Origin of the sequence: Paenibacillus cymbidii, assembly GCF_004764705.1 — a bacterium.
GTDB lineage: Bacteria > Bacillota > Bacilli > Paenibacillales > NBRC-103111 > Paenibacillus_AN > Paenibacillus_AN cymbidii.
Genome location: NZ_SHLX01000003.1, coordinates 173,697 through 194,249, shown reverse-complemented (window position 1 = coordinate 194,249; position 20,553 = coordinate 173,697). Strand labels below are relative to the sequence as shown.

General features: G+C 59.8%; 13 protein-coding genes. 2 read left to right on the top strand and 11 right to left on the bottom strand.

Features of this window, described 5'->3' with window-relative positions; genetic code table 11:
- Position 1 precedes the first annotated feature (1 nt).
- A complete protein-coding gene (gene liaF, locus EXY20_RS39730; protein WP_235885381.1) occupies positions 2–1,483 on the bottom strand; it encodes a cell wall-active antibiotics response protein LiaF in 1,482 nt (493 codons plus the stop codon).
- 286 nt (positions 1,484–1,769) lie between these two features.
- Here liaF and EXY20_RS06150 point away from each other — a divergent pair, with 286 nt between their 5' ends.
- Entirely contained in the window at positions 1,770–3,056 is a 1,287-nt protein-coding gene (locus tag EXY20_RS06150; RefSeq protein WP_135548755.1) for an ammonium transporter, read from the top strand.
- A 233-nt stretch (positions 3,057–3,289) separates the two neighbouring features.
- Here the strand turns inward: EXY20_RS06150 and EXY20_RS06145 are convergent, their stop codons facing one another.
- From EXY20_RS06145 to EXY20_RS06120, 7 genes are all read right to left on the bottom strand, one after another.
- Positions 3,290–3,670 carry a hypothetical protein gene (locus EXY20_RS06145; protein ID WP_135548753.1) on the bottom strand — a complete coding sequence of 127 codons (381 nt, stop codon included), beginning with the start codon at positions 3,668–3,670 and terminating at the stop codon, positions 3,290–3,292.
- A gap of 78 nt (positions 3,671–3,748) precedes the next feature.
- Entirely contained in the window at positions 3,749–5,287 is a 1,539-nt protein-coding gene (locus tag EXY20_RS06140) for a methyl-accepting chemotaxis protein (protein ID WP_135548751.1), read from the bottom strand.
- 204 nt (positions 5,288–5,491) lie between these two features.
- Positions 5,492–5,632 (bottom strand): hypothetical protein, encoded by a 141-nt coding sequence (locus tag EXY20_RS38800; protein WP_167859024.1) that lies wholly within the window; start codon positions 5,630–5,632, stop codon positions 5,492–5,494.
- A gap of 93 nt (positions 5,633–5,725) precedes the next feature.
- Positions 5,726–6,361 carry a 3D domain-containing protein gene (locus EXY20_RS40395; RefSeq protein WP_135548749.1) on the bottom strand — a complete coding sequence of 212 codons (636 nt, stop codon included), beginning with the start codon at positions 6,359–6,361 and terminating at the stop codon, positions 5,726–5,728.
- 89 nt (positions 6,362–6,450) lie between these two features.
- On the bottom strand, positions 6,451–8,202 hold the full coding sequence (gene thrS / locus EXY20_RS06130; RefSeq protein ID WP_135548747.1) for a threonine--tRNA ligase: 1,752 nt from the start codon (positions 8,200–8,202) through the stop codon (positions 6,451–6,453).
- Between the two features lie 364 nt (positions 8,203–8,566).
- Positions 8,567–10,504 (bottom strand): threonine--tRNA ligase, encoded by a 1,938-nt coding sequence (thrS, locus tag EXY20_RS06125; RefSeq protein ID WP_135548745.1) that lies wholly within the window; start codon positions 10,502–10,504, stop codon positions 8,567–8,569.
- A 467-nt stretch (positions 10,505–10,971) separates the two neighbouring features.
- Positions 10,972–11,946, bottom strand: coding sequence for a putative sporulation protein YtxC (locus EXY20_RS06120; protein ID WP_135548743.1), 975 nt, complete (start codon positions 11,944–11,946; stop codon positions 10,972–10,974).
- Positions 11,947–12,164: 218 nt separating this feature from the next.
- Between EXY20_RS06120 and EXY20_RS06115 the strand changes: the two genes are divergently transcribed.
- On the top strand, positions 12,165–14,345 hold the full coding sequence (locus tag EXY20_RS06115) for an alpha-amylase family protein (RefSeq protein WP_135548741.1): 2,181 nt from the start codon (positions 12,165–12,167) through the stop codon (positions 14,343–14,345).
- A gap of 260 nt (positions 14,346–14,605) precedes the next feature.
- Here the strand turns inward: EXY20_RS06115 and EXY20_RS06110 are convergent, their stop codons facing one another.
- The 3 genes from EXY20_RS06110 to EXY20_RS06100 all read right to left on the bottom strand — a co-directional run bounded on the left by EXY20_RS06110 (position 14,606) and on the right by EXY20_RS06100 (position 20,421).
- Entirely contained in the window at positions 14,606–15,118 is a 513-nt protein-coding gene (locus EXY20_RS06110) for a DUF1003 domain-containing protein (protein WP_135548739.1), read from the bottom strand.
- 209 nt (positions 15,119–15,327) lie between these two features.
- On the bottom strand, positions 15,328–16,464 hold the full coding sequence (gene mqnC / locus EXY20_RS06105) for a cyclic dehypoxanthinyl futalosine synthase (protein WP_135548737.1): 1,137 nt from the start codon (positions 16,462–16,464) through the stop codon (positions 15,328–15,330).
- A 183-nt stretch (positions 16,465–16,647) separates the two neighbouring features.
- A complete protein-coding gene (locus EXY20_RS06100) occupies positions 16,648–20,421 on the bottom strand; it encodes an S-layer homology domain-containing protein (protein WP_135548735.1) in 3,774 nt (1,257 codons plus the stop codon).
- Positions 20,422–20,553 lie beyond the last annotated feature (132 nt).

Genomic DNA, 20,553 nt, shown 5'->3' with positions numbered 1-20,553 from the left:
TTTACCCTACCCGCTTGACGGTCACGTCGCCGATGAACATGCTGACGTTGACGCGTATTTTTTTGTCCGCGTCGGCGTAGCGGGGCGTCTGCATCTGCATGTTGCGGAACAGCCCGCCCTCGTGCCGGTCGAACACCTTCATATCGCCGATGAAGGCGGATGTGCTCACTTTAACCTCCACCTGCATATCGTTCGGCACGAACAGCTTCACGTCGCCGATGAAGGCGGAGACGTCGATGCGCGTTTCCCCGTTCGGAATGCTCGCCGTCGTCAGGTCGATCACCGTATCGCCGATAAAATGCGAGATGTTCATCGGCTCCAGCTTCCAAAACTCCTTGCCCATATGAATGTCGCCGATGAACGAGGAGCGATGCTGCACTCCTTGCTGCCATTGCCAGTGATGGCCGTGATGATGCGAATCGCGTTCGCGCCGTTCTTTCCCGGCAGAACCCGCCTTGGCGAATCGTTCGCCGCCGACCGTCTCCGCTTGTCCCGGACGAGCCGCCGCATTCGCCACCGTCTCCGCCGCGTTTTCGCCCGCCGCCGGCTGCTGCGCTTCATCCGCAGCCGTCTTGGTCTCCTGCTCCGCCAACTGGCGCTCCAGCTCCTGCATGCGCCGCTCGTACGCGCTCTTCAGCTCGCGCTGCGCTTCTTCGTTCGCGACACCGCCGTCGTTCTCCGCCGCGCGGCGCTCCAGCTCCGCCCAATCCGGCTCCCACGATTTCGGCTGCTCCGGCTCGGCCGGCTTCGGCTTCGCGGCGGCGGGAGCGTGTACCCAATCCTCGCGCGCTTCTTCGCGGCGGCGACGTTCCTCCTCGCGCCACTTGGAACGCGCTTCGTCCATCATGTCGCGGAACTGCCGCGCCCGTTCATGCGGATGAATGAACCGCCGCTGCTCGCGCCATTGCTGCTTCAGCATTTGTTTCTGCTGCTTCCACTGCTCTTTCCACGTACGCTTCCATTGATGCCAGTCATGCGCGCCGCGGTATTCCGTACGGCGGGACGGCTCTTCGTATCCGGCATCCGTTGCGGCGCCGCCCGTTGTTTCATAGTAGGAGCCTTGGCTGTTCGATTTGGGCTCCCAGTCGAAGGGGCGATCGGTTGGCGTTTGCCGCCACTCCGCTTGCGCCTTGGACCGCCGGAACATCATGCTCAGCCCGATGACGATCAGCACGACGGGCACCAAATATTTATAGCCCTCGCCGTTCGTAAAGCCTTCCACATCCAGATTCGAAAGCAGGAAATAAACGCCGATCATAATGACGAACAAGCTCCATATAAAAGAAGCTCCCCATCTCGCTTCGTGCCTCCGCTGCACCACGATCCCCTTCAATCCGAACCATATAATGACGACCGGCCAGAAGTCGGAAATCAATCGTCCCATATCGAACGTAATGACGCCATTCTGATGGAGCAGAAACACAACGCCGACGGCGATCAGCGTGACGCCGAAAAACCATTTGTTGCGAAAATTGCTGTTCATGTCGGCACCTCCGTTGCCTTTCTGTTGCGTTATAGCCAAAGTGTAGACCAAATTGTTTGCGAAAGAAAGAGACGAGGGCATGAAAAACGGCTCGGTCTGCGGACCGAGAACCGTGTCGTTTTGTTGCGGAAGCGCGTCCGCCATGTCCATCGCTGTTGCGGCAACTTAGAATAAGTACAATCTGATTGTTATGTTTACTAACATCATTCGTTGACATAACTTCCACCAAACCCGTATAATGAGAGGGCTAAAATTTGTTATCGTACGTTTTAAGGGGGATACCAGTATGGAGTTGACGAACATTGCCAGCGGGCTCGACACGATTTGGGTCGTGCTCACCGCCGCAATGATTTTGCTTATGGAAGGCGGCTTCGCCTTGCTCGAAGCGGGTTTCGTCCGGCAGAAGAACGCCGTCAGCATCATCATGAAGGTGTTCGTCGATATCGCGTTCGGCGCGCTCGTCTTTTATTTTTTCGGCTTTGCGCTGATGTACGGCAAAGATGCAAGCGGCCTTATCGGTTCGTCGGGCTTTATGATGAAAGGAAACCTCGCACACATCGACCTCTCCATCTCCCATGAAACCTTCTGGTTTTTCCAATGCGCCTTCGTTATCGCCGTCATTTCCATCGTTTCCGGCGCCGTTGCCGAACGAATCAACTTTCGCGCCTACATCCTGTACACGATCGCCATGACCGGCATCATTTACCCGATTGCCGGGCACTGGGTATGGAGCGTCGGCGGCTGGCTCGGCAAGCTTGGCATGATCGATTTTGCCGGCTCGGCGGTCATCCATGCGCTCGGCGGCTTTTCGGCGCTGGCGGCGGCGATCTTCATCGGCCCGCGCATCGGCAAATTCGCCGCAGGCGGCAGCTCGAACATCGTGCCGCCGTCCAACCTGCCGCTGGCTTCGGTAGGCGCTTTCATCCTGTGGTTCGGCTGGTTCGGCTTCAACTCCGGCAGCACGCTCAGCGCCACGAACGGTTCGATCGGGCATATCGCCGTCACGACGATGCTGGCCGCCGCCGCCGGCGGAGCGGCTTGCATCCTGCTGACGATGCTGCGCTACCGCAAGGCCGACCCTCCGATGGTCATCAACGGCTCATTGGCCGGACTTGTCGGCATCACGGCGGGCTGCGCCTTCGTTTCGGACCTTGCGGCGATCGTGATCGGCGCCGTCAGCGGCGTGGCGATGGTGTTCGCCACCGAGTTCCTCGAGCGCAAACAAATCGACGACCCGGTCGGCGCCTTCGCCGTGCACGGCGTCAGCGGCAGCATCGGCACGTTGGCCGTTGGCCTGCTTGCGCTGCCGGAAGCGGCCGAAGGGGTTGGCCGCGGCCACTACGGCCTGCTATACGGCGGCGGCTGGAGCCTGCTCGGCGTCCAGGCGCTGGGCCTAGTCGTAATAGCCGTGTGGGGCTTCGCCCTGACGTGGCTGTTCCTCAAGCTGATCAACCCGCTCGTCCGCGTCCGCGTCAGCCGCGACGAAGAGCTCGTCGGCCTCGACGTCGGCATTCACGGCGTGCCGGCGTACAGCCAGGAGCAAGATTTTATCGAGTTGGCGAAAATGAAATAAATAAGCAAGGTTTCATTGGCTATAGCGCAAAATAGGAACCACAATGAAGAAATAGCCAGTGAAATCACTGGCTATTTCGCTGAAATATTCGATTTTGAGCTAGATTGGTCGCAATAGCCAGCGTTTTCGCTGGCTATTTTTGATGGGGCGCGGAAAAGGGGCGAATAGGCCGTTTTTGATGGCCTATTTCACTGGACAACTCCCGAACGGCGGTCGCCTCATGAGACGAACGATCAAGTCAGCTCCCGCTCCAGATCGCCGTCAAGGTCGATCATGTCGCCCGGCTGCGAGTCGGTGAGAATGGCGCGGGCGGCCTCGACTTCGGCGCGCAGCCGCCGCACTTGCTCCATCGGCTTCTTCACGTAATGAATATACTCGACCGCCACATGGTGGTCCGGCTTCTTGCCGGAAAACATCCGGCGCAGCGCCGACATCGACTGGTATGCCCGTTCCTCCACCATCCTGCGCTTCTCATATCGTTCGACGATCTGCATGATATCGGCGATTTGTTGTTCTTTGCGGGCGATATACGTCTCGAGAAACGGATATACATCGGCAGCCCTTCGTTTGACGCTTGGCCCGGCCGCCGAATGCTGCACAAAAGCGTTCATCATGACAATTCACCTGTCTTCGTATGTGATGTATTGTTACAATATCACTATTCTACACCAGATGAAGACGGATGAGAACCATTATTTTACCTCCAAATCGATTCCGACAACCCCGATATATTCGCCGCGTTCGCCGCAAATCGGCTGGGACAGCGTCACGCAAGGCTTTTTGCTGATCGCCGATATGTAAGCTTCCGAGACATACCGTTCGCCGGCCATGGCCCGCTTCCACCATTCCCTCCCGCGCGCATGAACGAGGCCGGCTCTCGGCTCGGAGTAAATAAAACTGCCGTCCGCGCGGTTGGACCAGATCGCTTCGATTCCCGCCGTCTGCGCCTTGGCGGCGCCAAGCAGCCGCTCATGCTCGTCAGGCTCCAGCGAAACGATATTGGGGCTCGCCGCCAAACGCTCAAGCACCAGCTTCATCGGCTCGAGCTGCGCCGCGGCTTCGCGATGCACGCGATCGGTGCCGATCGACTGAATCGAAGCTTGCAGCTCGGTCGACGTCCGCTCCAGATTGACGCTGATGTCCCCGAGCTTGCCGACCTGGATCCGTTGCCCTTGCATCAGCGCTAGCGTCGATTCGATCGCCGCCTTCGTTCGGTCTACCAGCTCGACCACGTCGCCCAGCATCGCGGTTGTACCCGTCATCAGCTCCGACTGCCGCTTGCTCGCCTCGGTCGTTGTCGCCACCAAGCCGTTCACTTCCAGCGTGCGGGCGAAGATCAGATCGATCCGCTCCTGCATTCGCTTCATTTCGTCCGCGCCTTGCCCAACCGCCTGCCGTTCCAGCTCAACCTCCTTGACTACGCGGCCGACCCCGCTTTCGATCGCGGCCAAAATTTCCGACGAACGCGTCACTGCAAGGTGGCTTTGTTCGGCCAGCTTCCTGATTTCCTGCGCGACGACGGCGAAGCCCCGTCCATGCTCGCCGGCGCGGGCCGCCTCGATCGACGCGTTGAGCGCCAGCAGCGACGTTTGGGCGACCACCTCGCGGATAAACACGTTGATGTCTTCGATATTGCCTGCATGACCGCTCAGCTCGCCGATGCTCGCCTGCATCGCGCCGTGATTGTCGCTCAGCGACTGCATCACCCGGTCCGCGCTGTTCAGCGAGCGGCATACGTCCAGCACGGCTTCCTTCGTGCTTTCGCTCTGATCGTGCATAACGATCGACGAATGGCGGATTTCTTCGGCCGCCGCCGCCACTTGCTGCAGCGAGCCGAACGTCGTTTCGATCCGGTTCAACGCCTGAAGACTTTGCGCGTGAAGCTGCTCTTCCTGGCTCGTCGATGCGTCGGCGATCGTCGTCAGCCGGCCGATCGTCGCATTGACTTCCTCCACGACGGCGACAAGCCGGTCCGCAACAACCTGCGATTCATTGACGATTCCCGCTACAGCATCGTTCTTGCCGTCCGCCGCGGCTTGCCCGGACTGCGACGAAGCGCTGCCGCCCGACCGGCCGTCCAGGAGAAGCAGCATATAACCTGCCGCCCCTACCGCAACAAACGCGGCCAACGAAAGCCACAGCGCCGGCGCGGCTAAAGAAACCGCCAGCAGGACAAGAGCGGCGCCAAGCAGTAACGCGGAAGCTTTGCGTACATGGCTCCATTCCAGCATTGCTACTCCTCCGATTTATGTTAGCTTTTCTACCAATTATAACGAAAATCGGTCGGCGCGCAAAGTAGTCCGGACACAGCAATGCAATCCGCCGCAGGGACACAGCGACTCCGGCGATACACAAAGAGAGCCGGAATCCGGCTCTCTCGGTCTTCGCCATATACATAAGAGACGCTTGACCGCTCGCGCGGGCCATTCGCCGTTCTATTGCCGTTTGCTTCTGCTCGCCCCTTCGCTTGGCGCGTTCTGAGCCGCCTGCTTCGCGTTTTTGGAGACGACTTCTTCGGAAAATTCGGTTTGGTTTTTGCTGTTCGGCGTATACTTGTTGGTTTTGTTCTTGGCCATCGGTTCATCACCTCCCTGCAAAAGTAGCGTTTGAAAGGGAGGTATGTTTTATGCACCGGCGCCGTAATTTTTCAATTTGCGGCAGCGGCGCGATTACGCCGGCTTGTCGCCCGGCATGTAAGCTTTCATCGCATTCAACCGGTCCAACATCGCTTCGGTCACTTTGCCGTCGCCGCGTTTCAATATATACACATCCACCGACTTTTTGCCCCAGTGCGCAAACACCTGGTCTTTCGTCGGGAAATACAAATCGATTTTATTGCCTTTGATCGCGCTGCCCGTGTCGGCGACAACGCCGAAGCCGTAGCCCGGAATGAACAGAATCGTACCGAGCGGGAATACGTTCGGATCGGCCGCAATCGTCGAGAACGTATCTTTCCGCACCTTGACTCCGGAAAACGTGATGCCGTATTGCGGGTGATTCGGGCTTTTGCCTGTCGATTCCTTGCCTGCGGTGTAGCCGGTGGCGACGACACGCACCGCTTCGTAGCGTTGCTTCATTTGTTCGACGCTGCCGAACACCGTTTGCGACTCCGCTTCGGGCGTTTCGGCGGCGGGTACCGCTTCGGCAGCGGCTGGCGCCGGCCCGTTGTCTCCCGCGTCAATCGGCTTCGGGCCGGTAAGCGCAGGGCTTGCGGACTTGCCGAAGTCCAACGCCAGTGTCAACGTCGCGGCGATAAGAAGCGTAAAACAGATTTTCGGTGCAACGCTCCACCTGTCAGGATCCATAATGGTCGCTAATCCTCCCCTTATGTCAGGAGGATGCCCAGATTGCGGCCGGTTTATGCGGGTAATGGGCAGCCGGCAGCCGGACGGAATCAGCCGACCTTGGCGCGAATGTCCGCCTGAAGCAGCGCAATCGTTGCTTCGACGCCAAGCGAGCCGATATCGCCCTGGCCCCGCTTGCGTACGGCAAACGTGCCGCCGCCAATTTCCTTTTCGCCGACAATCAGCATATACGGCACTTGCTGCAGCTGCGCTTCGCGGATTTTGTAGCCGAGCTTCTCGCTGCGGTCGTCGCATTCGGCGCGGATGCCGGCGGCGAGCAATTGCGCCTTCAGCCGGTTCGCCTGCTCCGCGAACGCCGGCGACACCGGAAGGATCGTCGCCTGCACGGGCGCCAGCCAGAGCGGGAAGGCGCCGGCATAGTGCTCCGTCAGAATGCCGATAAACCGGTCGATCGAGCCGAATACCGCGCGGTGAATGACGACCGGCCGATGTTTGCCGTTGTCGTCGCCGATGTACTCGAGATCGAACTTCTCGGGAAATTGAAAATCGAGCTGGATCGTCGCGCACTGCCAGCTCCGTTTCAGCGCGTCGCGGATATGGAAATCGATCTTCGGGCCGTAGAAGGCGCCGTCGCCCGGATTCAGCGCATAAGCGATGCCGCGGTTTTCGAGCACGTTGCGCAGCGCGTTCTCCGCCTGCTGCCACAAGGCGTCGTCGCCCATCGAGTTTTCCGGCCGAGTCGACAACTCCAGGCGGTATTCGAAGCCGAAGACGCCGTACATCCGGTCGATCAGCGCAAGAATGTCGGCAATTTCCTCCTCGATTTGGTCGGGGCGAACGAACAGATGTGCATCGTCCTGGCAAAACGTGCGCACCCGCATCATGCCGTTCAGCGCGCCCGAATATTCATGGCGGTGCACCTGGCCGAACTCGGCGTAACGCAGCGGCAGCTCGCGATACGAATGCCGCTCGTTTTTGTAAACGAGCATGTGCCCGGGGCAGTTCATCGGCTTCAGCGCGAAGGAAGCTTCGTCCACCTGGCTGAAATACATGTTGTCGCGGTAGTGATCCCAGTGGCCGGACCGCTCCCACAGCCGGCTGTTCATCATCAGCGGCGTCGTCACTTCCTGGTAGCCGTCCGTCAGAAACGTTTCGCGCGAAAAACGCTCCAGCTCGTTTCGGATCGTGCGGCCATGCGGCAAATAAAACGGCATGCCCGGCGCCTCTTCGGAGAACATGAACAGCTTCAGCTCGCGGCCGAGCTTGCGGTGATCGCGTTTTTTCGCCTCCTCCAGCAGCAGTAAATGTTCCTCCAACTGTTCCCTCTCCGGAAACGCTGTGCCGTATATGCGCTGCAGCATCTTGTTGTTCGCGTCGCCGCGCCAATACGCGCCCGCCACGCTGAGCAGCTTGAACGCCTGGATGACGCCCGTTGCCGGCACGTGCGGACCGCGGCACAAGTCGACAAATTCCCCTTGCTCGTAAACCGTGATGACGCTGTCCGCCGGCAAGTCGCGGATCAGCTCCAGCTTGAGCGGCTCCTCGCGTTCGCGGAACAGCCGCTCCGCTTCTTCGCGGCTGACGACGCGCCGAACGATCAGATAATTTTCGCCGGCGATTCGGGCCATCTCCTGCTCGATTGCGCCAAGATCGTCCGCGGACAGCGGCTGCTCCAGGTCGATATCGTAATAAAAACCGTCCTCGATCACCGGACCGATGCCCAATCTCACTGCCTTCTCCCCGTAAATGCGCTTGAGCGCCTGCGCCAGCAGATGCGCCGCGCTGTGGCGGTATATTTGCAAATAAGCCTGAATTTCGTCGTGTTTCTGTTGATCTTGCATCGTTGATGCCTCCTCGTCATAGTCGCGTAATACATTCGGAAAACACAAAAAAGCGCAGCTCGCCGCAAAGGGACGAGTGCGCTTGACGCTCGTGGTTCCACCCTGATTCGACGCCGCCCGGCACCCGGCATGGCACGGGTGGGCGAAAGGCGTCCTCTGGTCATTCGGTACCGGGAATGAACCGGCGGCGTCTACTGGCGTGCGCGCGGGAAAGCGCGTCGTACGCGTTGGCGCCGCAGCTGCAAAGGGGTAATCGCGCGTGTGCGGACGCAAGGGACTTTCAGCAATCGTCCCTCTCTCTGGGGCTGGCACACACGAATCATGTCTTTGGTCAAAGCATTTGATATGAGAAAACCGGGCAGGTCTAATGCGCCTTCGTGCGAATCGCTTCGGCAATCATTGCAATCGTCGCGTCGACGCTGTGCGAGCCGATGTCGCCTTCGCCGCGCTTGCGCACCGAAAACGAGCCGCTGTTCACTTCATTTTCGCCGACGACGAGCATATACGGAATTTTGTCCAGCTGCGCCTCGCGAATTTTGTAGCCGAGCTTTTCGTTGCGGTCGTCGGATTCGGCGCGGATGCCGGCCAGCTGCAGCTTCTCCGTCACTTGCTTCACGTATTCGCTGAACGCCGGCGACACCGGAATGACGCGTGCCTGCTCCGGCGACAGCCAAACCGGCAGCGCGCCGGCAAAGTTCTCCAGCAGGAAAGCGGTCATGCGCTCCATCGTGCTGATGATGCCGCGGTGAATGACGACCGGGCGGTGCTTCTGCCCGTCGTCGCCGACGTACTCGAGCTCGAAGCGCTCCGGCAGCAGGAAGTCAAGCTGTGCGGTCGACAGCGTTTCTTCTTTTTTCAACGCGGTCTTGATCTGCACGTCAAGCTTCGGCCCGTAGAATGCGGCTTCGCCTTCCGCCTCGAAGAACGGCAGCCCCAGCTCTTCGACAACTTCGCGCAGCATGCGCTGCGACATTTCCCACATGGCATCGTTCGGAAAATATTTCTCCGTATCCTTCGGATCGCGGTACGACAGGCGGAAGCGGTATTCCTTGATGCCGATGTCTTCGTATACCTGGCGAATCAGGTTGATAACGCGCGCGAACTCGTCCTTGATCTGGTCCGGACGGCAGAAGATGTGAGCATCGTTCAACGTCATCGCCCGCACACGGTGCAGTCCGGTGAGCGCGCCCGACATTTCGTAACGGTGCATCGTGCCGAGCTCGGCGACGCGCACCGGAAGGTCGCGGTACGAACGCATCTCGCTTTTGTACACCATCATATGGTGGGGGCAGTTCATCGGACGCAGCACAAGCTCCTCGTTGTCGAGAACCATTTTCGGAAACATGTCTTCCTGGTAGTGGTCCCAGTGGCCCGACGTCTTGTACAACTCGACGTTGGCGAGCACCGGCGTATACACGTGCTGGTAGCCGAGACGCTCCTCGAGATCGACGATGTAGCGCTCCAGCGTGCGGCGAAGCTTGGCCCCGGCCGGCAGCCAGATCGGCAGCCCTTGGCCGACTTCGCGGGAGAAGGTGAACATTTTCAGCTCGCGGCCGAGCTTGCGGTGATCGCGTTTTTTCGCTTCCTCCAGCAGATGGAGATGCTCGTCGAGCTGCGCCTTTTTCGGGAATGCGGTGCCGTAGATGCGCTGCAGCATCTTGTTCTTCGAGTCGCCGCGCCAGTAGGCGCCCGCCACGCTCAGCAGCTTGAACGCTTTGATGCGCCCGGTCGAAGGCAGGTGCGGCCCGCGGCACAAGTCAAAAAATTCGCCTTGGTCGTAAATCGTAATGACGCTGTCCGCCGGCAAATCGCGGATCAGCTCCAGCTTGAGCGGATCCTCCAGCTCGCCGAAAATGCGCAGCGCTTCCTCGCGGCTGACGACGCGGCGGGTGATCGGCAAATTTTCGCCGGCGATGCGTTCCATCTCCTTCTCGATGGCGCCGAGGTCGTCAGCGGACAGCGGCTTCTCGAGATCGATGTCGTAGTAGAAGCCGTCCTCGATGACCGGGCCGATACCGAGCTTGACGGTCTTTTCCCCGTAAATGCGTTTGATCGCTTGCGCCATCAGATGCGCCGTGCTGTGCCGATACACCTCGAGGCCTGCGTCGGAGTCGAGGGTGACGATTTCAACGGCGGCGGATTGCTCGAGCGGCGTGTTCAGGTCGACCGGTTTCCCGTCGACTTTGCCGATGACGGCGTTTTTCTTCAGGCCGGAGCTGATCGATTCGGCGACTTGTTCGATGGTGGTGCCGCCGGCATATTCGCGAACGGCGCCGTCCGGAAACGTAACTTGAATGGACATGGCGGGTCAAAACTCCTTCTTTTACATGTAATGTGGACGCAAAACAACCCCACAAAGTGAGGCCATCGCATCGAAGCGTACTCAGGTACTTTGCGGGGGCCCCAATACAAAAAAGCGCGCTGTCCGCAAGGGACGAGCGCGCTTGGTCTCGTGGTTCCACCCTCTGTTCGATGCGCGCCGCAATCGTTTGCGGGAGCGGCATCCTCAGGCATCCGTTATCGGGGATGAACCGGCGTCGCCTACTGGATCGCCGCGAGCGCTGTTGCTGGGCGCCCAAGCCGGCATCGTTCGACGTCGCAGCTCGCGAAGGGGTAAATGCGCAATCGGTGACGCAAGGGGCTTGCAGCCGGGACCCCTCTCTCTGAGCCGTTCGAATTGCGATTCGTGTCTTCGGTCGTAGCGATGTGTTATACCGACTATTATAGTAAGGTTGGCCGCGCCAAGTCAAGTGGTGGTCCGCTCACGTCTTACAGGCCGTTGCCGATCGTTCCCGTGTCCGCTTCCAGCACAACGCCGTCGCCGAGCGCCGGCTTGCATTGCCGGCAGAAGGTGCACAGCCTCGCCCGCCCTTCGAAAATTTGCATAATCGTGCGAATGAGCTGCACCTCCGGCTCCCGCGTATGCACGTGAATGTGCTGCGGCGCAACTGTGATGAGCGTGCTGACGATCATGTCCTCGAAATTGAAATCTTTGTCCAGCACTTCCACCGTCATCGTCGTGTCCAGCGAGCTCGTATCGATCGGCGCCATCGTTTCGTCGAGCAGGTCGAATTCGTGGCCGCCTTTATGAATCAGATGCACCGCCGGCACCTTCGTATCCTGAATAAAAACGAAGTACTGCAGCAGCGAAATAAACTCCTGGTACTGCTTATCCATCGCATATTCCGCCGCGGCGTACTCCACCGTTTCCTTCAGCTCTTCCTTATAGCCGCGAAGCCGAAATTTTAGCAACCCGTCCACGTTCAGAAAGTCGTGCGCCTTCAAAAAATCTTTCGCTTCCTTGGCGATCAGCCGCTCCCGGTGCGACAGCTCGCGGGCTTGCGCCGCATCGTCCGTTTCTCCGAGCCATGGCCGCTCCCGTTTGGGCGGTTTGGCGGCAACGGCCGGCGGATGCCCTTGCAGCACTTGCCGGCAATAGGCCAGCACATGCGACGCGTCGTTGTCCTCGTAAGCGAACTGCCCGGCGATCAATTCCGCCAGCAGCCGCTCCTCCTCTTCCTCGACGAGAAACTGCGCCACCGCCGCCCCCACGCTTTCGCATACGTTCAAACGCTCCGTGCGTGTCCACGTTTTTTTGCCGATATTGGTGCATTCGATCCGTTCGTGGGTTGGATAAGCGGTTTTCTGCATATACAAATGGGGCAGCGAAGCGAACTCCGCAATCAGCTTGCGATACAATCCGTTTCGCGGCCCGTCGCTGCGGTTCATGACGGTTATGGTCAACGTGTCCAAGCTCCCTCACCCTCTCCGTGCTGAGTTTCTTTACAAGTATATGGCTCGCGAAGAGGAGATATACGATCAAACATTTGGCAAGGAAGCCGCTGAATCCGGCGAAAAAAATCGTAATTTTGGATACCGAATCGAGCAGGCCGGCCGCATACAACGGGGGTGCCGATTGTCTATAATGGAGGAAGATCTCGTAAGAGGGAGAGAATGCGACTATGGCAAATGAATGGTTGATCAGTGCCCATAATGCGGATGCATGGACATTGGAATGGGAATTGCGAAGCGATCGGGCGATCGTCAAAGGCAGCCGGACATCGGCCGTCATTTGGCAAGGAGGCTTGTTGCCGTCGTTCGAGCTGCATACGGAAGGCGGCAACGAATATGTGCAGGGCACGGTCGAAGAAGCCGTACAAACGGCGGACAACACCTATACGCTGCGGCTGGCGTTCGGCCGCTTCGGCAGCGGGCACATGCGAGTGGCGACGGAGGCTTGGGGGCTGCGGATCGCCGACCTCGAGACGGAATGGTCTTTGGCATGCGGCATCGTGGCGCTGTACTTCGGCGCACGCGTCATGGACGACGTCGAACGCAGCCGGGCGCCGCGCACCGATCGGCCGTTCTGGCCGGCTTGGCGCTCGGAGCTGCTGTGCGTGCCGTGCGCGGGAGCGGGCGTGACGCGCAGCGTGATGCGGGTGTGGGAGCTTGGCAACGCTACGCTCCCGCTGGGCAGCTTCGGCAGCGCCACCGGCTCGTTGTACGCGGCGGCGTTCCCGCGTCCGGTGTACGCGGCGGCGCTCGGCGGCAAAGCCGGCTGGCTTGCCGTAGGCCCCGGCGCGATCCAAGGTGCGGCGTTGTCGCTGCAGGTGCAAGGGTCGACGACGTGTCTGACTTACGCCTACCGGGAAGATTTGTGGCAGCCGGCCGATCGGCATCGACGCCGCTGGGACGAACCGCTGCGGCTGGCGTGGGGAGCGTCGGCTTATGACGCCTACGACCGGCTGTATGCCACCTTCCCGGCCAGCGAACCCAAAGATGCCGGGCACCAGCGCTCGTTTTTGTGCACGTGGGGCGATTTCCGTATCGGACGTTTCGACTTGCGCGAATATGCCGACCGGGTCGCCGCATCGCTGCCGGCGCAGCTCGTCGTCATCGACGATCCCTGGGAATCGTCGATGGGTTCGGGCCGGCCGAATCTCGAGCGGTTCCCGGGGTTCGACGAATCGCTGGCTTACTTAAAGGGGAAAGGCTACGGCCTTGCGCTGTGGCAATCGATCGGCTGGATTGACAAGCCGGAGGAAGCGGGGCTTGGCGACGACGATCTGATTTGCGGCGCGGACGGCAAGCCGCGGCAATATTCGTGGAACGGCGATCCGCTGGCGGGCGGCGGCTACCATTATTGCCTGGACCCCAGCTCGGAACGAACGCGCCGCTATTTGACCGAACGGACGGAACGGATCGTCCGCACGTACGACCCGGTCGCGCTGAAGCTCGACTTCGGCTACGGCCTGCCCGGCCCGGACGCCGGCGCGCCGCGCGACCCGTCGCTGCGCGGCGAACGGCTGTGCGCCGAGCTGCTGCGCATCGTCGGCGACGCCGCCCGCGCGGCGAAACCCGGCATCACGCTCATTTACTACGGCGTCCATCCGCTGCTGCACGGGCTGTACGACATGATCAACATCGACGATCTCGGCGATGCCGGCGACGACGCGGACAACGAGCGCATCGGCCACAACCAGCGCTGCATGTGGGCGTCGCTGGCCGCCCGCCGCGGCATGGCGCTCAATACGTCCACGGGCTATTATACGGACGCCGTCGATTCGATCTGGCTCGACACCGCCGTCGTCGGCGCATGCGGCCTGACGCTGGGCGCTTACGACTCGGACGGCATCGCGCTTTCGCCGGTGCAGCTCGGCCGCTGGCAAGCGCTGGAGCGCTGGTTCCGCCGCACTACCGGCTGGCGGCCGCTCTGGCTGGACGCCGATCCCGGCGTCACAAGCCGCGAGCCCGTCGCCCGCTCGTGGGGCCGCATCGAGCGGCTGGCCGGCGGCGACGCCGTCACGGCGCTGACGCTGCGCGGCGTGCAGGAGCCGCGCGCTTATTCCGCGGCGCCGGGCGTGAGCTTCAGCGGCGAGTGGGCGCTGATCGCGCAGGACGGGCGCGGCTGCGCCGACTCGCGCGAGCTGGCGTGCGTGCCGTTCGCCGCAGGCGTGCTTGAGCTTGCCGCGGCCGGCGGCTCTGGCGCCGCGATTGAGGTGTACCGGCTCGCGAAAGACGGCCGGATGCGGCATGCGGAAACGATCGCCGCGCCGCCGGGCGAGCCGATTGTGCTGCACGTGACGGCGGACGATATGGCCGGCGGGTTGGTTGGTTTTGTTGTGCGGCGGGAGGCGAAGTAGGCCTGAGAATAGGTAAGTTCGAAATAGGCCATGTTTTATTGGCTATTCCGCGAAAAATGCCCGGTAGCAACGAAATAGCCAGCGAAATCGCTGGCTATTTCGTTGAAATGTTCGATTGGGGGACGATTCGGCCATAATAGCCAGTGTTTTCACTGGCTATTTTCGATGAGTCGCCCAAAAAGACGCGAATAGGCCATTTTTTATGGCCTATTTTGTACATGCACCGTTGCCGCAGACCGGCCGCACGGCCGGCTCCGGCTTCACTTCGTCAGCAGCGTTTTGATCGCCGCCAGCTCGTTGCGCATTTCGTCGCGGAATGAAGCAAAGTTGTCTTCCAGCCGGTGCAGATGGCCTTGAATATCGTCCACTTCCCGCTCCGCCTTGAAATTGATCGAAAAATCGATCAACGCCTCGTTTTTGTCCCGCTGCGCTTGCCGGTTCTGGCTCATCAGAATAAGCGGCGCCTGGAAGGCGGCAATAAACGACAAAATCAAATTCAGCAAAATAAACGGCGGCTCATCAAAATGAATGACCCTCGTCAAGGCGAGCACGTTGACGATCATCCACGCGGCCAGAAAACAACCGAACAAAATGATAAACTTCCAGCTCCCGCCGAACGTCGCCACTTTGTCGGCGATTTTGTCCGCGCGCGAGGCGCTGTGCGTGTATTGTTCGTCCAGCCTGGCGACGATCATCTTCCGGTATTCGTCCACGAACCGGTCCAGCCGCTCTTCGTAAGCTTCCGGCTCGAACAATGGCTTCGTTTCGGCCATTTTGTGCTCCTCGCTTCCGCTCCTGATGGCGCCACCATCCGACCGACTATGGCGTGTCTGAAAACTCACTCGAGGTCATCTTTCACCGCCTTTTCGCCCCCTGCTGCGTCAGTTCCGCTTGACTTACCCCCGGTAAGCCTGCGCAAAACTTCCTTGCATGAAACGAAAATTCGGCAAAATCTGCTCCCCTCAGAGTATTCAGACACACCCTAATTTTGCATCACAAAATCGTTCTCCACCACTGCGTTCTCGTCGTCGAACACGCGCAGCGTTTCGTACTTCGTGTTGCGCTGTGCCGGAATCTTCCCTGCCTCGCGGATGAGGCGCAGCGTCGACGAAATGTTCACCTTGTGCGTCGTTCCCGCCGCCGACACGACGTTCTCCTCGATCATCGTGCTGCCAAAATCGTTGCAGCCATAACGCAGCGTCAGTTTGCCGATTTCCGGCCCCATCGTCACCCACGACGATTGGAAGTTAGGAATGTTGTCGAGCATGATTCGGCTGATGGCGAGCGTCTTCAAATACTCTTCGGGCGACGTTTTTTCCCCTTTGAGGTTCGTGTTGTCCGGTTGGAACGTCCACGGAATGAACGCCAGGAATCCCGGCGTCGACAGCTTCTTCTCCAGCACGTCGTCCTGGGCGTCGCGAATGCGCAGCAGGTGCAGCGCCCGCTCCTCCAGCGATTCGCCGAAGCCGATGACCATCGTGCCGGTCGTGTGCATGCCGATGCGATGCGCCGTCTGCATGACGTCCATCCAGTCGCGCCACGAGCCTTTGAGCCGGCTGATGCGGCGGCGCGTGCGGTCGTCGAGAATTTCCGCCCCGCCGCCAGGCAGCGAGTCAAGCCCGGCCTCGTGCAGTTGGCGGACGACTTCCTCCAGAGACAGTCCGTTCGATACTTCTTTCATCTTCATAATTTCCGCCGGAGAAAACGAGTGCATGGTAATGTCGAATCGTTTCTTGATTTCGCGCAGCAGGTTCGTGTAATACGTAAACGGCAGATCGGGGTTCGTCCCGCCCTGCATCAAAATTTCCGTGCCGCCGACGTTCAGCGTTTCCTGGATTTTCTGAAAAATGACTTCGTCCGGCAGCACGTAGCCTTCGGACGAGCCCGGCTTGCGATAAAACGCGCAGAAGCGGCAATAGACGTCGCAAATGTTCGTATAGTTGATGTTGCGGCCGATGACGAACGTTGTGATCGGCTCGGGGTGCCACTTTTCCATGATCCGGTTGGCGGTATCGCCCATCTTCTCGATCTGGTCCGATTCGAACAGCGTGACGCATTCCTCGATATTGATCCGCCTGCCGGCGAGCGCCTTGGTAAGGATACGGTCGATTGCTTGCATGGATGAGGCCTCCTGACTTGATATGGGCAGAAAATCGATCATGAGCTTGCCCGATAAACCGATATCCTTATCGTACCACAGCACAGCGCGGCGCGTCATTACGAAACGGTGAACACGTCAGCCATTTGGCGCCACCGGCAAAAAGCGGCCTCCCTCGCATCGGGAGACCGCTTATGTGCCTGCTTACTTGCTCGCTGGCGTTGGCGCGTCGATCAAGTCCGTCCGGATCAGCAGACGTTGAATGGCGACTGCCGCTTCGGCGCGGGAGATCGACGCCAACGGTGCAAGCCCTGACGCCCTGCCGTCGATAATGCCGGCGTTCACAAGCGCTGCCGTACCGGCGAGCGCCCAATCGGCAACCGACGCGCGGTCCGCGAAGGCAGCCAGCGTCTTGTCGGCGTTGCCGCCATCCGTTTGCTGGCCGGCCAGCTTCAGCGCCGCCCCCAGCATGGTGAACGCTTCCTGCCGGCTGATCGGCTGATCGGGTCGGAACGTCCCGTCTTCGTAGCCGCCAATCAAGCCGTATGCCGCAGCGGAGGCTGCCGCGCCGGCGTACCAGGCGCCCGCGGGAACGTCGGCGAAAGGCGGTTTGCCGCCGTCAGCCGGAAGTCCCAGCGCACGCACCAGAATCGCGGCAAACTCGGCGCGGGTAATCGGGCGCTCCGGTTCGAACGCCGTATCGGAGACGCCGTCGACAATGAGGCGCGACGCCATGTCGCTCACTTGCGACTGTGCCCAGTGCCCTTTCATATCCGCAAAAGAATGCGAGTACCCGATTACGGCATATGCGCTGTTCGTCAAGCTGCTGACGCGGGCGTAATAGCGGCCGTTGCGGAGCTCGACGACAGTCGGTACCGGTGTGACGGTGCCGTCGTCATGCAGCACGATGGCTGTCGTTACTTGAGCCGGATCGACATCGTCCGGAAGCTTGATTTCCCGCTCCACATAAGCGGGGAACAGCTTGATCTCCGTTGATTTGCCTTTATAGCTGACCGTGACGGTAAAATTGACCGGTCCGACGACCGGGGTAAACGTCTGATCGCCCGCAGCCTGCTTCAACAACGCCGCTTGCTTTTCCGTACTGTCGCCGATTTGCACCTGTACGACAACATCCGCAAGGTCGACGGAAGCGCCCCACTGCTTCAGCAGATCGCCCAAACCGAGCTGGCCGACCGGCAGCTTATAGCTGGCCGCGTCCGTTTCAACGACTAACGTCGCTTGTTTTTCCGCCAGCAGCTTGGCCGTTTGCCCGTTGATCGCTCCGATCACTTCATCCGCTTCGGCGGATACCGGAATCGTAATCTCCGGGCTGTCTCCTGCCGCGGTCAGACGTGCGGCGATTTTGTCCGGGTCGAGCGTCACCGCAATCGTCTTGCGGCCGCCATCCTCACGAACATCCACTGTCGCCAACTGCTCGTCCGTGTCGCCGTTGATTGAAACGACTGCCAGCGGCTTGGCCTCCGGTGTCGGACTCGGCGTTGGTGTTGGTGTTGGCGTCAGGCTCGGGCCGGGCAGTGGTCCCGGTGGCGGATTCGTGCCAGGCGGCGGCGGTGAATCGTCTTCCTCTACATTCTCCACAAGGATCGTAAACGGCTTCTGCAGCGAATAGACACCATCGGTAACGCTGACCCGAATCTGATAAGTCGATTTCGTTTCGTAGTCGAACATTGCGGCCGATTTCAGCTTGTTGCCATCGATCGAGAAGCTGCCGTTATCGGTATCGCCGCTTCCGCCGACCAGACTATAAACGTACTGATCGCCTTGCTCGACAATGATTGTGCTAAAGTTGCCGATCTCTGTACCTGGAGAAGTTTTTTCCTTGAGCACGTACGACAGGTTAAAATCCACAATCGGTACATCATTGACATTTGTCACGAACACGCTGAACGGATATGCGGCATACACGGTTTGATAAACGGAATCCGTAATGCCGATGCGAATGTGGTAACTGTTTTTCGTTTCGTAGTCGAAGCTGGCCTTTGTCCGCAAAATATTGCCGTCCATCTCGAAGTTGGCGTTATCGTTGTCGCCGACTCCCGTGACCAGTGCAAGCGAGCTGGAATCGTACGAATCCGGATCGACGATGGTTACCGTGCCGATGGCCGTACCGGCCGGCGCGTTTTCCTCCACGGTGTTGGCGGAAAGCGTTACCCCCCCCATGTCTTGCACGTTGATGGTGAACGGCATCCAGAACATACGATACGTCGAGTCCGTGACTGCGATCAGCACGTGATAGACGTTCTTCGTTTCATAGTCGACGGCGGCGTTCGTTTTCAGCGCTTCGCCGTCGATGACGAAGCTTGCATTGTCGTCGTCAACCGACGCATTCAGGCCGGAGTCGATGTTTGCGGAGACGAAGCTGTATGTCAGCGCATCCCCCAAGTCGGGATCAATCGCATCCAGCATGCCGACGGTCGTTCCGATCGGCACGTTTTCCGCTATATGATCCGCCCCTGTCAATGTCAACCCGGTTGGCCGGCTGCCCGGCGCGGTCCACTGCAGATGCGGATAGTGTCCCGGCTGCTGCAGCCACGTGGCGGCCCAGTCCCAGCCGGCGTAAGTTTCCCGAGTTTGCATCTCATCCGTATTTTTGCCCGTTTCGCTATCGCCGGCGCTGCCCGGTTGTCCGGATGCGGTCATATCCCAATAGGAACCCGTCACTGTCACTCCGGAATCCGCTTTTTGGCCGATCAAACCGCCATGCGAACCTGCGCCCCCCGGATCAATCGACACCACCGCAGCCGCATAGGATTGCTCGATCGTGGTGGCTGCGCTCGCGTAACCGACGAGTCCGCCGGCATGGCCGTACGCCGTGCTCACGTTGCCGGTTGCGAACGTATCGCTGATCCTGCCGTCCATGACGTATCCGACGGCGCCGCCGGTTCCGTTCGCTCCGCTGCCGAGCGAATAAACCGTCGCTTGCGAGAAGCTCGAATCAAGCGAGGCGCCGCCAACCAACTCGCCGGCCAGGCCGCCCACGACGTAGATGCCGTATACGGTGCCCGTCACCGAGGAGCGGCTGATCGCCGCGCCGTTATAGCCGACGATGCCGCCCGCGTACCCTGTGGGGCCGCCTGCGTATACGGCCGCTTGGACCGATATGTCGGACAGTTGGCCGCCGCTTGCCGACCTGCCGGCCAGCATGCCGGCGTAATTGCCCCCGACGATGCCGCCTTTATCCGCATCGGCCGACAGCTCCAGCTTGCTGATGCTGGCGCCGGCGCCGAGCGAGCCGAACAGTCCGACTTGCTGTTGCGCGACACGGTTGCTCCACAAGCCGCTGATCGTTTTGCCGCTGCCGTCGAAGCTGCCGGTGAAATCGTCTTCCCCGCCAATCGGATTCCAGCCTCTTATGCTGTCGTCATCCGTGATAAAATTGCTCAGGCTGATGTGGTTCATCAGCTTGTACGCGCTGGAAAGCGAGTATGGCGATTGGCCGATCAACGAAAGCTGCTGGGCCGTATGTATTTGATAGGGGTTGCCTGTCGTACCGTCTCCCGCCATGTCGAACGTGAGCCGAACCGTATATCGATTCAGTTGGACAGTACCGGCGCTGTTGTAAACGTCGATGAAAAGCCGAATGGCCGTGGGCGCCAAGCTGAGCGTTTGCTCCAAATGGCCGGCGGTCAGTACGGACGGATAAGTGCCGTTGTTATAGCGCACAACGATCGTTTCTGTCGGATTAGCCGTCTCGGCCGTCAGCGTGACTTGCGTCGTTCCTGACGGAACGCTCATGCTATAGTCGGTCGCCGCCGGTTCGGACGGGTCGAACGGGAGCAGTTGTCCCCCCTCGGCTGTAGTGCGATTGATGCGCAACTCCGCCAATAACCCGCTGTCATCCGCGCTCGCTTTGCTTGCAAGCAGCACAAGAGCGATGTTTCCAAAGGCGAGCAAGGTGGCGAGAATCAAAATAGCAAATTTCTGTTTAAAAAGGTAAATTTCATTCCAATGTTTCACTTCACACCATCCTTTCTTTTACAGCTATTGTATCGAAAGGGGGTGATTCGCAAAATACAGCGCATTCACTAATACCGCTGTGCAACCGCTAAGTAGCGCGCGCTCCCTCCGCGCGTTGGGCGCAAAAAACAT

Bases quoted from the DNA above. Each gene is read 5' to 3' on its own strand.
- EXY20_RS06110 (WP_135548739.1), bottom strand. From the start codon at position 15,118: ATGGCCGAAACGAAGCCATTGTTCGAGCCGGAAGCTTACGAAGAGCGG.
- EXY20_RS06145 (WP_135548753.1), bottom strand. From the start codon at position 3,670: ATGATGAACGCTTTTGTGCAGCATTCGGCGGCCGGGCCAAGCGTCAAA.
- thrS (WP_135548745.1), bottom strand. From the start codon at position 10,504: ATGTCCATTCAAGTTACGTTTCCGGACGGCGCCGTTCGCGAATATGCC.
- liaF (WP_235885381.1), bottom strand. From the start codon at position 1,483: ATGAACAGCAATTTTCGCAACAAATGGTTTTTCGGCGTCACGCTGATC.
- thrS (WP_135548747.1), bottom strand. From the start codon at position 8,202: ATGCAAGATCAACAGAAACACGACGAAATTCAGGCTTATTTGCAAATA.
- EXY20_RS40395 (WP_135548749.1), bottom strand. From the start codon at position 6,361: ATGGATCCTGACAGGTGGAGCGTTGCACCGAAAATCTGTTTTACGCTT.
- EXY20_RS06115 (WP_135548741.1), top strand. From the start codon at position 12,165: ATGGCAAATGAATGGTTGATCAGTGCCCATAATGCGGATGCATGGACA.
- EXY20_RS06150 (WP_135548755.1), top strand. From the start codon at position 1,770: ATGGAGTTGACGAACATTGCCAGCGGGCTCGACACGATTTGGGTCGTG.
- EXY20_RS38800 (WP_167859024.1), bottom strand. From the start codon at position 5,632: ATGGCCAAGAACAAAACCAACAAGTATACGCCGAACAGCAAAAACCAA.
- mqnC (WP_135548737.1), bottom strand. From the start codon at position 16,464: ATGCAAGCAATCGACCGTATCCTTACCAAGGCGCTCGCCGGCAGGCGG.
- EXY20_RS06140 (WP_135548751.1), bottom strand. From the start codon at position 5,287: ATGCTGGAATGGAGCCATGTACGCAAAGCTTCCGCGTTACTGCTTGGC.